Here is a 14,300-nt window from a genome sequence, read left to right as displayed (position 1 = left end):
CGGGGCTCGGTGGAAGGTGTGCGGCGCCGGGAGGCGCTGAGGAAGCGGAGGTGCGCTGTGCGTGACGTGCTGGACGAGTTGACCAAGCGGTGGGAGTCGGGCGAGGCCGTCGGGCTGGGCACCGTGGTCGCGACGTTCCGGTCGGCCCCGCGGCCGCCTGGGGCGTCGATGCTGGTGACCGCCGGTGGTGAGGCGGTCGGCAGCGTTTCCGGCGGCTGCGTCGAAGGCGCGGTCTACGAGGAGGCCACCGGCGTCCTGGAAGGCGCCGATCCGGTCCTGCGGCGCTACGGCGTCAGCGACGACGACGCGTTCGCGGTCGGCTTGACCTGCGGCGGGATCCTCGACGTCTTCGTGGAGCGGGTGGACCGCGAGACCTTCCCGGAGCTCGACACCGTCGCCGCCTCGGTCCGCGCCGAGGAGCCGGTCGCCGTCGCGACCATCCTGGAGCACCCCGAGGAGTCGAAGGTCGGCTCGCACCTGCTGGTGTGGCGCGAGCGCACCAGCGGCAGCCTCGGGTCGACGCGGATCGACGACGCGGTCGTCGACGACGCGCGCGGCATGCTCGCCAGCGGCCGGAGCGGCGTCATCGAGTACGGCCCGGAGGGGCAGCGGCGCGGCGAGGGGCTGCGGGTGTTCGTGAACTCCTTCGAGCCGCCGCCGCGGATGCTGGTCTTCGGCGCGATCGACTTCGCCGCCGCGATGGCCCGGATGGGCGCCTTCCTCGGCTACCGGGTCACGGTCTGCGACGCGCGGCCGGTGTTCGCCACGCACAGCCGGTTCCCGGGCGTGGACGATGTGGTTGTCGACTGGCCGCACCGCTACCTGGCGGCCGAGGCGGAGGCCGGGCGGATCGACGAGCGGACCGCGGTCATGGTGCTCACCCACGACCCGAAGTTCGACGTGCCGGTGCTGGAGGCGGCGCTGCGGCAGGACCTCGGCTACGTCGGCGCGATGGGCTCCCGGCGCACCCACGAGGACCGGCTCCGGCGGCTCCGCGAGCAGGGCCTGGGCGAGGCGGAGCTGGCGAAGCTGTCCTCGCCGATCGGCCTGGACCTGGGCGCGCGGACCCCGGAGGAGACGGCGGTGTCCATCGCGGCAGAGCTGATCGCGCTGCGCTGGGGCGGCCGCGGGGTGCGGCTCTCCGACGTCGAGGGGCCGATCCACCACCACTCGTGACCACAACCTGCTTCGGCTGTGGACAACTTCCGCGATTTCACCGGATATCGCGGACCGACCGGTGCCGTCCGGGGCGGGTCGTGGTTGGGGCAGGAGCGGCGGTCGGGTCGTCACGGAATGCGAGGCCGGAGACAACGCTTTCAGCGCTTGCTCGTGTTCGATCGGCGTAGCAGGCTCTCGGAGTGACCTCTGTCACCCAGGCGGAGCAGTCCCGTTCCCGACCGTCCGCGCACCGCGGGCCAGTTCCTCCGAGGAGGCCGCCCAAATGCCGCGCATCACCGTCAACGTCGACGGCACCCACTACACCGATGAGGTCGAGCCGCGCCTGCTGCTCGTCCAGTACCTCCGCGAACGTCTCGGCAAGGTAGGCACCGTCGTCGGTTGCGACACCAGCAACTGCGGCGCGTGCACCGTCCACATGGACGGCCACAGCGTGAAATCGTGCTCGGTGCTTGCGGTGCAGGCCGACGGGCACGACGTCACGACCGTCGAGGGCCTCGCCCAGGACGGCCGGCTGCACCCCGTGCAGGAGGCGTTCCACGACAACCACGCCCTCCAGTGCGGGTTCTGCACACCCGGGATGATCATGCAGGCGCTCGACCTGCTCGCCGAGGTGAACGACCCCGACGACCAGCAGATCCGGGAAGGCATGGAGGGCAACCTCTGCCGCTGCACCGGGTACCAGAACATCGTCCGCGCGGTCCGCGACGCTTCGCAGCGCATGCAGCCCGGCGCCGGTCCGGCTGTCGAGCACGCCCCCGAAAAAACACAGTCACAAGCTCCGGTACCGCGAACGCCCGCCGACGAGCAGGTCGAGACGAAGGTGACGGGAGGTCGGCAGTCATGACATCGGTCCTGGAGCCCGAGCTCGGGCGCGCCCGCAAGCGCAAGGAGGACGCGCGGCTGATCACCGGCCGCACCCGCTGGACCGACAACCTGACGCCGATGGGCACGCTGCACCTGGCGATCCTGCGCAGCCCCGTCGCGCACGCCCGGATCACATCCATCGACACCGACGAGGCGCGCCGGATGCCGGGGGTGCAGGCGGTGATCACCGGTCGGGACGTCGCAGGCGAGCAGGGCAGCCTGCCGTGCGCGTGGCCGATCACCGACGATATGAAGGCCCCGGCGGCGCCCCCGATCGCCGTGGACGAGGTGCGCTTCGCCGGTGAAGCCGTGGCGGTGGTGGCGGCGCGCAGCGCGGCCGAGGCGCGCGACGCGCTGGACGCCATCGACGTCGACTACGCCGAACTGCCGGTCGTGCTCGACATGGAATCGGCGCTGCAGGCGGATTCGCCGCTGGTGCACGACGAACTGGGCACCAACCGCAACGCGACCTGGACGTTCGACTCGGCCGCGGCCGGCACCGGCGGCGACGTCGAGCAGGCGCTGAGCGGCGCGGAGGTCCGCATCGACCGTACCTTCCGGCAGCAGCGGTTGATCCCGGCGTTCATGGAGCCGCGTTCGGTGGTCGTCGATCCCACCGGCGAGCAGATCACCATGTGGTCGGCCACCCAGGTGCCGCACATCCTGCGGCTGATGCTGGCGATGTCGCTCGGCGTGCCGGAGCAGAAGATCCGGGTCATCGCGCCGGACGTGGGCGGCGGATTCGGCGGCAAGCTCCAGGTGACGCCGGAGGAGTTCATCGCCTTCGTGCTCGCCCGCAAGCTGGGGCGGCCGGTGAAGTGGACCGAATCCCGTTCGGAGACGATGGTTTCCGCGCACCACGGCCGCGACCAGATCCAGAAGCTGTCGATGTCGGCGACCAGGGACGGCCAGATCACCGGGCTGAAGGTGGAGCTGCTCGCCGACATGGGCGCCTACCTGCGGCTGGTGACGCCGGGCGTCCCGATCCTCGGCGCGTTCATGTTCAACTCGATCTACAAGATCCCCGCCTACCACTTCACCTGCACCAACGTGTTCACCAACAAGACGCCGACCGACGCCTACCGCGGTGCCGGGCGGCCGGAGGCGACGTTCGCGATCGAGCGGATGGTGGACGAGCTCGCCAACGAGCTCGGCATGGAGCCGATGGAACTGCGGCGCAAGAACTGGATCGCGCACGAGGAGTTCCCGTACGACACGGTCGCCGGGCTGACCTACGACTCCGGCAACTACGAGGCCGCCACCGACAAGGCGATGGAGCTGTTCGGCTACCAGGCCTTGCGCGCGGAGCAGGAGGAGCGGCGGCGCTCCGGCGATCCCGTCCAGCTGGGCATCGGCATCTCGACGTTCACCGAGATGTGCGGGCTGGCGCCGTCGCGGGTGCTGGGCTCGCTGTCCTACGGCGCGGGCGGCTGGGAGCACGCGTCGATCCGGGTGCTGCCGACCGGGAAGGTGGAGGTCGTCACGGGCTCCTCGCCGCACGGGCAGGGGCACGAGACGGCGTGGAGCCAGATCGTGGCCGACCGGCTCGGCGTCGCGTTCGAGGACGTCGAGGTGCTGCACGGCGACACCCAGGTCGCGCCCAAGGGCATGGACACCTACGGGTCGCGGTCGTTGGCCGTCGGCGGGATGGCGGTCGTCAGCGCCGCGGACAAGGTCGTCGAGAAGGCCAAGAAGATCGCGGCGCACCTGCTGGAATGCGCCGAGGACGACGTCGAGTTCGCCTCCGGGCGGTTCGGCGTCCGCGGCACCGACCGGGGCACCGCGCTGGCCGAGGTCGCGCTCGCCGCCTTCGCCGCGCACGACCTGCCGGACGGCGTGGAACCGAACCTGGACGCCGAAGCGACGTTCGACCCGGAGAACTTCTCGTTCCCGCACGGCACCCACCTGTGCGCGACCGAAGTGGACACCGAGACCGGGCAGGTGAAGATCCGCAAGTACGTGTGCGTCGACGACATCGGCAGCGTGATCAACCCGCTGATCGTCGAGGGCCAGGTGCACGGCGGGCTCGCCCAGGGCATCGCGCAGGCGCTGTACGAGGAGGCCGTCTACGACGAGACCGGCACGCTGACCACCGGGACGCTGGCCGACTACCTGATCCCGTCGGCGGCCGACCTGCCGGAGTTCGTCACCGACCGCACCGAAACCCGTGCGACGTCCAACGCGCTGGGCGTCAAGGGCGTCGGCGAGGCGGGCACCATCGCCTCGACCCCGGCGGTGGTGAACGCGATCGTGGACGCCCTGCGGCCGATGGGCGTGAACGACGTGGAGATGCCGTGCTCGCCGCAGCGGGTGTGGCGGGCCGTGACCGGTGCCCGCGAAAGCGGCGCCACCGCGCCGGAAGCCGGCGGCGGGCTCGGTTCGATGGACGCACAGGGAGGAAACCGGTGATTCCCGCGCAGTTCGAATACGTCGCACCCTCCACTGTGGAGGAAGCGGTCGCCGCGCTCGCGGCGGCCGGGGAGGACGCCAAGGTGCTGGCGGGCGGGCAGAGCCTGCTGCCGGTGCTGCGGATGCGGCTGGCCGACCCGGGAACGGTCGTCGACCTCGGCCGCATCGCCGAGCTGCGCGGCGTGCGCGAGGACGGCGACGCGCTGGTCATCGGCGCGATGACCACGCACCACGACGTCCTGCGCGATCCGCTGGTGCAGCAGCACGCGAAGCTGCTCGCGCTGACCACCCGCACCGTCGCCGATCCGCAGGTCCGCCACCGCGGCACCCTCGGCGGCTCGCTGGCGCACGCCGACCCGGCAGGCGACCTGCCGGCGCCGGCGCTGGTGCTGGACGCCGAGATGGTGCTGGTCGGGCCGTCCGGACGGCGCGTGGTGCCGGCCGCGGAGTTCTTCGTCGACTACTTCACCACCGCGCTGGAACCCGACGAGCTGCTGGTCGAGGTGCGGACGCCGAAGTGGACGGGGTGGAGCGCGCACTACGAGAAGTTCAACCGCGTCGCCCAGGCCTGGTCGATCGTCGGCGTGGCCGCCGCGGTGCGGGTGTCCGGCGGGACGATCGCCGAGGCCCGCATCGGGCTGACCAACATGGGCCCGACGCCGATCCGGGCGCGCGGCGTCGAGGAGGCCCTGGTCGGCCAGCCGGCCACGGCGGAGGCGGTCCGGGCGGCGGCCCGGCACGCCACCGAGGGCACCAGCCCGGCGGCCGACGCCAGCGCCGACGTCGACTACCGCGAGCACCTCGCCGAGGTGCTCACCGGCCGCGCGGTGCTCGCCGCGGCGGGCGGCTAGGCGGTCGCGCGCGTTGCGGGGCGGCGGTTTCGCGCGAAACCGCCGCCCCGCTCGGCGTCCGGGCCCCGATGATCCGAATGGGGTATCGGACAACCGCTGCGGCTGGGAAGCTGGTGGTGGACTGTGAAACGCAGCTTCTTCAGGAAGGACGGCTCATTCGAGCCGAGCTCGGTCGAACCAGGAGGACCCTCCAGTGCAGATGCAGCACCAGTTCAGCGTTCCGGTGCCGGTCGACGTGGCGTGGAAGGCGCTGCTCGACCCGGAGCGGGTCGCCCCGTGCATGCCCGGCGCCACGCTCACCAAGGCAGAGGGCAACGAGTTCGCCGGCTCCGTCAAGGTCAAGCTCGGCCCGGTCACGCTGCTCTACAAGGGCACCGGAACCTTCAAGGAGGTCGACGAGGCCGCCCGCCGGGTGGTCATCGACGCCAGCGGCAAGGACTCGCGCGGCAGCGGCACCGCCGCGGCGACGGTCGCGGCGGTGCTCACGCCGGAAGGCGACACCACCGCGGTCACGGTGGACACCGATCTGAAGGTCACCGGCAAGCCGGCGCAGCTCGGCCGCGGCCTGATCTCCGAGGTCGGCGGCAAGATCCTGGGCCAGTTCGCGGCGAACCTCGCGAAGCGGCTCACCGAGGAGGAACCGGCAGCACCGGCCGAGGAGGCCGAGGCGAAGGCGGAAGCCCCCGCGGCTTCCGGCGCTGCGGCGACTGCGGCGGAGGACAAGGCCAGTTGGCGGGTCACGCCGGCGGGCAGCCACGACACGGCTTTCACCAGCACGGCGAAGGAAGAACCGGCGCGCAAGGCGGACGCGGTCGTGACCGGCGGCACGGCACCGGCGGACGAGGCCATCGACCTCCTCGGCACGGCGGGAGCACCGCTGCTCAAGCGCCTGGCCCCGGTCGCGGTGGCGGTCGTGGTGCTGGGCCTCGCGTTCCGCATCATCCGCCGTCGGCGCCGCCGCCGCTGATCCACCCGGCCGTCACCAGGGGCTCGCCCCAGGTGGCGGCCGCGTCCCTCCCCGGAGCGTCGGCCTGCCCGAGTTCCTCCGCTGGGGTTCAACGCCCACGGCCTTCAAGAGCTGCGAAAACGTCAAGGAGGCGAGTGGCGGGCGTCCGGTTCTGCCCAAAATCGGAACCACTCCACCGGGATCGTGAACACCCGAATCCCGATGGCGCTTCCGCCTAGATCCGGGGTTTCCGACTTTGCCTGCGGGGGCGCTTCAGAACGGTGCGCGGGCACGCGTGGGACATGGCGGCCCGAGGCGCTGATTTCGCACGAAATCGCCACTTCGCGTGGGGCCGGGAGGGCGATTTCGCGCGAAACCGCCGATTCTCGTGGGGTGGCGTGGCGGTTTCGCGCGAAACCGCCGCCAGGCGCCGGAGGCCTTCCGGCGAGTCGGGCGGAGCCATCCTGGAACGCCGCTGGAACCAGGTGCCCGCGCGGCCGAAGGCTAGGGCCGTGCGAGCAGGTCGTGGACCCGGCGGAGCCGGTCGAGCCAGTAGCGCTGCACGTCGGCGGTCGGCGTAGCCGCCGCGACGAGCGCGGGATCCGGCTCCGGCGGACGGCGGAGCACCGGCAGGTGGCCGTCCACGGGAAGCAGCGAGTCGGCGACGACGTCGCCGTCGAGCAGCGCCACCGTGCCCAGGCCGCAGGCGAAGGGGAGCTCGGGCAGCGAGCCCGCCAGGGCGAGCTGCGCGGCGAGGCCGACGCTGCTCTCCACTGCGGAGGACACGACGCAGGGCAGGCCGCAGGCCTCGGCGACGCGCAGCGCGCGGCGGACGCCGCCTAGCGGCGTGGCCTTGATGATCGCCACGTCGGCCGCTCCGGCGACCGCCACGCGGAGCGGGTCGTCGGCGCGGCGGATGCTCTCGTCGGCCGCGATCCGGACGTTCACGCGGCGGCGGACCGCGGCCAGCTCGTCGATCGTCGGGCACGGTTGTTCCGCGTACTCCAGGCCTTCCGCGGCCTTGTCCAGCTCGCGGATCCTGGTGACCGCCGTGTCGACGTCCCAGGCCGCGTTCGCGTCCACCCGGATCGCGCCGTCGGGCCCCAGCGCGTCGCGGACCGCCGCCACGCGCTCGACGTCGTCGCCGGGGGACTGGCCGGGCTCGGCGATCTTGACCTTCGCCGTGCGGCAGCCGGACGCCGCGACGATCGCCGCCGCCTTCTCCGCCGGCACCGCGGGCACCGTGCAGTTCACCGGGATGCGGTCGCGCACCGGCTCCGGCCATTCCTCGGTGCACGCCTCCAGCGCCGCTCGGAGCCACGGCACCGACTGGGCGTCGTCGTAGTCCTCGAACGGGCAGAACTCGCCCCAGCCGGCCGGGCCGCTCAGCAGGACTCCGCGCCGCACCGTGACGCCCCGGAACTTGTTGCGCATGGGCAGCGCGTACACCCGAACCGCGTCCAACTCCGCCAGGTCGATCGTCGCCGAGTCCATGGCCTGATCCTTTCAGCCCGTCGCCGTCACCGCGGAGCAAGGGAACGCGACCACCGCCCGCCGGTGGCGCCGCGATCACCCGGAAATCAGAGATCCGGCCGCAACGGGGACCTCCTCGATTCCCACGGAGATCGCGCTCGGTCAGACCACGCTGGGGCGGCCGAGGTCGAAGACGTCCACCTCGAACCGGGCCCACTGCTGGCGCAGCGAGGTGACGCCGTTGTCCAGGATGTAGTTCAGCTCGCCGAGGGTGACCGGCAGCAGCGTGAACACCTGCAGCTGCTCCACCCCGTCCGGATCGGTGAACCTGGTGAACTCCGGCGGGAACAGCGGGTGGCCGCTGGCCAGCACCCCGTGGAACTCGGTGCCCGGCAGCAGCGGTTGCTCGTTCGGCACTATCTGGTCCGGCACCAGGTGGGTGCGCTGCTGCACCAGCAGACCGGCGGTGAGGTCGACCAGGTGCCGGGCGGCTTCGGCCTGCTCCTTGTAGACCGTGCAGGCGAGTTCCTGGGCCGGTTCGGCGCCCAGCGGCTGGAACCGCAGGCCGGTGCTGATCACCGTGGTCAGGTGGTACTGCTGCAGGTGGAAGAACACCAGCCCGTAGCCGCGGTTGGTGCCGTGCACGTTCGGCGGTTCGGCACCGGTCGGCGTCCCGGCGTGGTGTTCGAGGCTTTCCGCGAGTCCGACGAACCGGTGCGCGCCGCCCATCGCCGCGCGTTCCTGCTCGGTGCCCATCCGATCTCCAGTACCTCGCTCGACACCCGCGTCGGACCGGCTCGCATGAGCGAGGAATGGCGAAGTTTCGCTCATGCCACCTCCAGCATCTCGTGGGACACCCGCACCTGCGTTACTCCTGGCGCCCGCGCACCCCGGACCCGGGACGACCTGCGATTCGGGTGCTGCGTGCGTTCATCGCAACGGTAGCGGCTGCGGGGTCGAGCTCGGACACTTTTGGATGACAGCCGACCGGGTGTGTCCCCCAATTGTCGTCACCCGACGTCCGGGATCGCCGGCCCGAGCAGGTCATCGGCGTCGACGATCTTGTACGCGTAGCCCTGCTCGGCGAGGAAGCGCTGCCGGTGCGCCGCGTAGTCGGTGTCCAGGGTGTCCCGCGACACCACCGAGTAGAAGTGCGCCTGCTTGCGGTCGGCCTTCGGCCGCAGCAGCCGGCCGAGCCGCTGCGCCTCCTCCTGCCGCGACCCGAACGTCCCGGACACCTGCACGGCGACCGACGCCTCCGGCAGGTCGATGGAGAAGTTCGCGACCTTCGACACCACGAGCCGGCTGATCTCGCCGCGCCGGAAGGCGTCGAAGAGCTCCTCGCGCTCCTTGTTCTTCGTCGAGCCCTCCACGATCGGCGCGTCCAGCGCCTCGCCCAGCTCGTGCAGCTGGTCCAGGTACGCGCCGATGACCAGGGCGGGCTCGCCCGGGTGCCGGTCCAGGATCGCCTTGACCACCGGGGCCTTGGTGCGCGCCGTCGAGCACATCTTGTAGCGCTCGTCGGCGTCGGCCGTGGCGTACTCCAGCCGCTCGTTGTCGGTCAGCGTCACCCGGACCTCGATGCACTCGGCGGGCGCGATCCAGCCCTGCGCCTCGATGTCCTTCCACGGCGCGTCGTAGCGCTTGGGCCCGATCAGGGAGAACACGTCGCCCTCGCGGCCGTCCTCGCGGACCAGCGTCGCGGTGAGCCCCAGGCGCCGCCGGGACTGCAGGTCGGCGGTCATCCGGAACACCGGCGCGGGCAGCAGGTGCACCTCGTCGTAGACCACCAGCCCCCAGTCGCGGGAGTCGAACAGCTCCAGGTGCTTGTACTCGCCCTTGGAGCGGCGGGTGATCACCTGGTAGGTCGCGATGGTGACCGGCCGGATCTCCTTCTTCTCCCCGGAGTACTCGCCGATCTCCTCCTCGGTCAGCGAGGTCCGCTCGATCAGCTCGCGCTTCCACTGCCGCCCGGCGACGGTGTTGGTGACCAGGATCAACGTCGTCGCCTGCGCCTCGGCCATCGCCGCCGCGCCGACCAGCGTCTTGCCCGCGCCGCATGGCAGCACCACGACGCCCGAGCCGCCCGCCCAGAACGACTGCACGGCCTGCTGCTGGTAGTCGCGCAGCGTCCAGCCGTCCTGCTGCAGCGCGATCGCGTGCGCCTCGCCGTCGACGTAGCCGGCCAGGTCCTCGGCGGGCCAGCCGACCTTCAGCAGCATCTGCTTGAGCCGCCCGCGCTCGCTGGGGTGCACCACCACGGTGTCGTCGTCGATGCGCGCGCCCAGCATCGGCGCGATCTTCTTGTGCCGCAGGATCTCTTCCAGCACCGCGCGGTCCAGCGAGTTCAGCACCAGGCCGTGCGCCGGGTCGTTGACCAGCTGCAGGCGGCCGAAGCGGCCCATCGTCTCGACGATGTCCACCAGCAGCGGCTGCGGCACCGGGTAGCGCGAGAAGCGCACCAGAGCATCCACGACCTGTTCCGCGTCGTGTCCGGCGGCGCGCGCGTTCCACAGCGCGAGCGGCGTGATGCGGTAGGTGTGCACGTGCTCCGGGGCGCGTTCCAGCTCGGCGAACGGCGCGATGGAGGTGCGGGCATCGTCGGCGAGGTCGTGATCGACCTCGAGCAGCAGGGTCTTGTCGGACTGGACGATCAGGGGTCCGTCGGTCACGGGTGCGCAGCTCCCTCGGGTCGGACGGCTTCTTCGCAGGTGATCAGCGGTGCCGGTGGCGGCGGCCGGACTCCGCACCCAGTATTCCACCGTCCCGGCCGGGGCAGTTCGGCGTCCGCGCGACCGTCGTTCCAACCAGGGCGCCCGGGCGATGAGCACCAGTTGCAGCACCAGCGCCAGCGCGCCGCCGAGACCGGCCAACCGGCCCAGCGCCGGAGCTGAGCGCCAGCAGCCACCATCGCGCGTCTCCCGCTCTGGTCCTGCGCTGTTCCGATCGCACGTCGTCGAGTCTCGGCCGCGTCTCTGGGAAGAACTTTGGAAGCGCCGCGCGACGGATGCGGGTTCGCTGCGAACGGTGATCGGGTGAATCCGTGGCGTGTTCGGTGCTCGGCGTTGTCGCCCGTTCGGGCACTAATGACGGGGTGGGCTCGGCTAAGTTGCTCATTGCGCACAAAAAACGGAGGAGCAGTGAGTTATCCACCGCAGGATCCGTACGGATCGCAGTCCGGGCCGTACGGATCGCAGCCGGGCCCCCCGGGGTCCTATCCCTCCGGGTCGTACCCGTCGGGCCAGTACCCGCCGCCGAACGCCTCGGACGACTTCTGGCGCCACGTCGCGGGCAGTCAGCCGCCTTCGATGCCGCCGAAGAAGAACCGCACCGGCCTGATCATCGGCCTGGTCAGCGTCGGCGCGGTGGTGGTCATCGGCATCGTGGTGACGATCATCCTGCTGGCGGTCAACAGCGGCGGCGGCCGGAACGAAGCCGGCCCGACCACCGCGCCCACCACTGAACGCAGCACGACGCGCACCACCGAACGCATCACCGAGAGCACCACCGAGAGCTCGGGCAGCACGTTCGCGGCCGGCAGCTGCGTCTCGCTGGTCAGCGAGAAGGGCGGCGAGATGAACGCCGCGGACTGCGGTTCCGCGGACTCGGACTACAAGATCACCGACGTCGTGTCGGGCAACAACCGGAGCCTCTGCCTCGACGACTACACCAACGTCGTCGGCGGCAAGACCTACTGCATCGAGTTGGACGTCAAGCAGGGCGACTGCCTGACGAACTTCAGCGAAGCGGAGGACAGCGTGCCGCTGAAGATCGAGTGCAGCAAGGCCGAGGACCAGGTGACCAAGGTCGCCGACAGCACCGACCCGAAGACCGCGTGCGCCGAGGGCGAGGGCTACTACGTGTTCGAGAAGCGCACCGTCTGCTTCGGCAACGTGCAGTAGTGATCGGTCGTGAGCGCCGTTGCGCGCTCACGACCTTCTCGGATTCCTCCCGAGGAGTCCTTTTAGGACGCGGCGTTGGCCGCATGCGGTGTGGGACTCGGCTCGCACCGCCGTGGGTTCTCAGGCTGTGCCCGCCCTGCTGAGGCCAGCCCCCGAAGCTGCGTACCGCGGTCATGCACAAGTCGGGATCCCGGAGTCCGGGCGGCGTCCGCAACTCCCGCAGGGGGGCCGCCACCCGCACCGCCACGCAAGCCCATCCCGAAACCGGGGTAAATCGGACCATTTGTGCTGATCGGCGGTGGTCGGACGGCGATTTCCGCTAAGTTTGCGCGGCAAGATCGTTTCCGGAGGGGTCCATGAGCCATCCGCCGCGCAGCCGGGCCGGAAAGGTGGTCGGGCGCGTCGCCTACGTCGGCGTGCTCGCCATCGGATTCGCCATCGTCATCGGCGCCTACTTCGCCCTCGGCGCCGACCGGCCGGAGGCCGGGGACTGCGTGGACATCACCGACGTAGGCGCGGCGGATCCCGACTGGCGGCAGGTCGGCTGCGGCAGCGCCGAGTCGGACTTCCTGATCGCCGAGGTCTCCGAGGGGTGCCGGCCGGGGTACGCGACGGTCCGCCGCGACAGCGGGCTGCGGCTGTGCCTGGTGCCGGACGTGGTGGTCGGCGACTGCCTGCGCGTTCCGGCGGCGGGCATCGAGATCAAGGCGCGCTGCGGCGAACCCGGTGCGAACGAGCGCGTCACCGGCGTGGCCTCGAACACCACCGGCGCGGCGGCGTGCCCACCAGGGACGGTCCGGAACACCGTTTATCCGGAACCGGCGCGGACGGTGTGCACCGGTCCTTCCGCAGAGTGACGAAGGCGATCTGGTTCGGCGGCCATCCTTGTGATGTCGTGTCAGGGCAACCTCGCAGGTGAGCGGGGTTGTTCGCGCGATGAGGGAGGGCTTCGATGCGCAGCGAGGACCGTACGGTCCGTGACATCACCCGGGGTTTGATGCGGGAACTCGGGCTGACGACCGTGTTCGGCAACCCGGGTACGACCGAGGTGCCGTTCCTGACGGGATGGCCGGACGACTTCCGCTACGTGTTGGGCCTGCAGGAATCAGTGGTGGTCGCGATGGCCGACGGCTACGCGCAGTCCTGCCGGGAACCGGTGCTGGTCAACCTGCACTCCGCGGGCGGTGTAGGGCACGCGCTGGGCGCGATCTTCACCGCCTACCGCAACCGGACGCCGATGATCATCACGGCCGGGCAGCAGACCCGCACCCTGATGTTCGACGAGCCCTTCCTCGGTGCCACCGACGCCGCGACCTTCCCGAAGCCGTACGTGAAGTGGAGCTACGAACCGGCTCGCGCCGAGGACGTGCCCGCGGCCCTGGTGCGCGCCTACCAGCTGGCGACGACCCCGCCGTACGGCCCGGTGTTCGTGTCGATCCCGGCCGACGACTGGGATCAGCCCGGCGTGCCGGTGACCGCGCGCTCGCGCACTCCCGGCTTCGCCCCCGACCCCGCGGCCGTCGCCGGTCTGGCCGAGGCGCTGCGCGGCTGCGAGCGCCCGGCGTTCGTCGTCGGCCCGGCGGTGGACGCCGACGGCGTGGTCGCGGAGCTGGTGGAGCTGGTGGAGAAGACGCAGGCGGCGGTTTACGCGGCGCCGATGTCGCCGCGCTGCTCGTTCCCCGAGGATCACCCGCAGTTCGCCGGTTTCCTGCAGCCCGAGCAGCGGTTGCTCGGCGAGGAGCTCGCCAAGCACGATCTCGTCGTCGTGTGGGGCGCGCCGGCTTTCACCTACCACGTGTACCGCGGCGAGAACGAGGCCGCGCTGCCCGAGATCTTCCTGGTGCACGACGACCCGGACGTGCTCGCCAGGGCCCGGTGGGGCAGCGGCGTGCTGGGCACGCTGGCGCACTCGGTGCGGGAGGTCAACGGCCAGGTCGAGGCGCAGCGGCGGAGCGCGCCGGCGGGCTACGCGCGACCGGCCAAGCCGACCGCGTCGACGCCGATGACCGCTTCCTACGTCTTCGACACGATCGCCGGGGTGCTGCCCGCGGACGCGGCCGTCGTGGAGGAAACTCCCAGCCACCGCAACGACTTGCACGAGCACTTCCCGATCCGGTCCACCGACGGCGGGTTCTTCACCGGGTTCTCCGGCGCGCTCGGGTACGGCATCGGCGCGGCGGTCGGGGTGGCCATGGCGGACCCGTCGCGGCGCACGGTCGCGCTGATCGGCGACGGCTCCAGCATGTACGGGATCCAGTCGGTGTGGACGGCGGTCCGCGAGCAGGCGCCGGTCACGTTCGTGATCATGGACAACTCGCGGTACGCGGCGGTGGCGGTGCTGGGCGAGGCGGCGGGCGGCGACAGGCTGCCGGGCGTGGAGCTCGGCGGCATCGACTTCGGCGCGCTGGCGACCAGCCTGGGCTGCCCGTCGAAGCTGGTGCGGACGCCTGCGGAACTCGACGCGGCGCTCGCCGAGGAGTTCACAGGCAAGACCGGCCCGACCCTGCTGCACGTCAAGGTCGACCCGGGCCAGCGCTACCTGTACTGATCCGCCTGCTCAGGACCCGTGTGCACTTTGTGCTGCTATAGCAACACAAAGTGCACACGGGCCATGGCCAGCGGAACCACCGGTCCACATCGGACCGGCGGGTGAACGCGAAGGGCGCCCCCGGCCGA

Annotated in this window: 11 protein-coding genes; 8 read left to right on the top strand and 3 right to left on the bottom strand. The window is 71.4% G+C overall.

Annotated features, from left to right (window positions below):
* Positions 1–57: 57 nt before the first annotated feature.
* From BLW84_RS23195 to BLW84_RS23175, 5 genes are all read left to right on the top strand, one after another.
* The gene (locus BLW84_RS23195) at positions 58–1,176 is read left to right on the top strand and encodes an XdhC family protein (protein WP_093268669.1); all 1,119 of its coding nucleotides are present in this window, start codon (positions 58–60) and stop codon (positions 1,174–1,176) included.
* A 265-nt stretch (positions 1,177–1,441) separates the two neighbouring features.
* Positions 1,442–2,023: a (2Fe-2S)-binding protein gene (locus BLW84_RS23190; RefSeq protein WP_093268666.1), complete on the top strand. Its 582-nt coding sequence runs from the start codon at positions 1,442–1,444 to the stop codon at positions 2,021–2,023.
* Entirely contained in the window at positions 2,020–4,452 is a 2,433-nt protein-coding gene (locus BLW84_RS23185) for a xanthine dehydrogenase family protein molybdopterin-binding subunit (RefSeq protein WP_093268664.1), read from the top strand. Before BLW84_RS23190 ends, BLW84_RS23185 begins: the two co-directional genes overlap by 4 nt.
* Positions 4,449–5,303: an FAD binding domain-containing protein gene (locus BLW84_RS23180; protein ID WP_093268661.1), complete on the top strand. Its 855-nt coding sequence runs from the start codon at positions 4,449–4,451 to the stop codon at positions 5,301–5,303. Before BLW84_RS23185 ends, BLW84_RS23180 begins: the two co-directional genes overlap by 4 nt.
* A gap of 193 nt (positions 5,304–5,496) precedes the next feature.
* A complete protein-coding gene (locus BLW84_RS23175; RefSeq protein WP_093268659.1) occupies positions 5,497–6,270 on the top strand; it encodes an SRPBCC family protein in 774 nt (257 codons plus the stop codon).
* A 483-nt stretch (positions 6,271–6,753) separates the two neighbouring features.
* Here BLW84_RS23175 and BLW84_RS23170 read toward each other — a convergent pair whose 3' ends face one another.
* From BLW84_RS23170 to BLW84_RS23160, 3 genes are all read right to left on the bottom strand, one after another.
* Complete coding sequence (locus BLW84_RS23170; RefSeq protein ID WP_093268656.1) at positions 6,754–7,743, bottom strand: o-succinylbenzoate synthase; 990 nt, start codon at positions 7,741–7,743, stop codon at positions 6,754–6,756.
* 141 nt (positions 7,744–7,884) lie between these two features.
* Complete coding sequence (locus tag BLW84_RS23165; protein WP_093268654.1) at positions 7,885–8,478, bottom strand: suppressor of fused domain protein; 594 nt, start codon at positions 8,476–8,478, stop codon at positions 7,885–7,887.
* Positions 8,479–8,732: 254 nt separating this feature from the next.
* The gene (locus BLW84_RS23160; protein WP_093268651.1) at positions 8,733–10,394 is read right to left on the bottom strand and encodes a DNA repair helicase XPB; all 1,662 of its coding nucleotides are present in this window, start codon (positions 10,392–10,394) and stop codon (positions 8,733–8,735) included.
* 468 nt (positions 10,395–10,862) lie between these two features.
* Here BLW84_RS23160 and BLW84_RS23155 point away from each other — a divergent pair, with 468 nt between their 5' ends.
* The 3 genes from BLW84_RS23155 to mdlC all read left to right on the top strand — a co-directional run bounded on the left by BLW84_RS23155 (position 10,863) and on the right by mdlC (position 14,172).
* Entirely contained in the window at positions 10,863–11,624 is a 762-nt protein-coding gene (locus tag BLW84_RS23155) for a hypothetical protein (RefSeq protein ID WP_093268649.1), read from the top strand.
* Positions 11,625–11,980: 356 nt separating this feature from the next.
* Positions 11,981–12,481 (top strand): LppU/SCO3897 family protein, encoded by a 501-nt coding sequence (locus BLW84_RS23150; RefSeq protein WP_093268646.1) that lies wholly within the window; start codon positions 11,981–11,983, stop codon positions 12,479–12,481.
* A gap of 95 nt (positions 12,482–12,576) precedes the next feature.
* Positions 12,577–14,172, top strand: coding sequence for a benzoylformate decarboxylase (mdlC, locus tag BLW84_RS23145; protein ID WP_093268642.1), 1,596 nt, complete (start codon positions 12,577–12,579; stop codon positions 14,170–14,172).
* Positions 14,173–14,300 lie beyond the last annotated feature (128 nt).

The sequence above is a fragment of the Saccharopolyspora shandongensis genome (assembly GCF_900106995.1).
GTDB lineage: Bacteria > Actinomycetota > Actinomycetes > Mycobacteriales > Pseudonocardiaceae > Saccharopolyspora > Saccharopolyspora shandongensis.
This window is presented reverse-complemented; position numbering and strand designations above follow the sequence as displayed.

What these genes read in the sequence shown, in the direction of transcription:
- BLW84_RS23190 (WP_093268666.1), top strand. Translation starts at nt 1,442, where the DNA reads ATGCCGCGCATCACCGTCAACGTCGACGGCACCCACTACACCGATGAG.
- BLW84_RS23185 (WP_093268664.1), top strand. Translation starts at nt 2,020, where the DNA reads ATGACATCGGTCCTGGAGCCCGAGCTCGGGCGCGCCCGCAAGCGCAAG.
- BLW84_RS23170 (WP_093268656.1), bottom strand. Translation starts at nt 7,743, where the DNA reads ATGGACTCGGCGACGATCGACCTGGCGGAGTTGGACGCGGTTCGGGTG.
- BLW84_RS23165 (WP_093268654.1), bottom strand. Translation starts at nt 8,478, where the DNA reads ATGGGCACCGAGCAGGAACGCGCGGCGATGGGCGGCGCGCACCGGTTC.
- BLW84_RS23150 (WP_093268646.1), top strand. Translation starts at nt 11,981, where the DNA reads ATGAGCCATCCGCCGCGCAGCCGGGCCGGAAAGGTGGTCGGGCGCGTC.
- mdlC (WP_093268642.1), top strand. Translation starts at nt 12,577, where the DNA reads ATGCGCAGCGAGGACCGTACGGTCCGTGACATCACCCGGGGTTTGATG.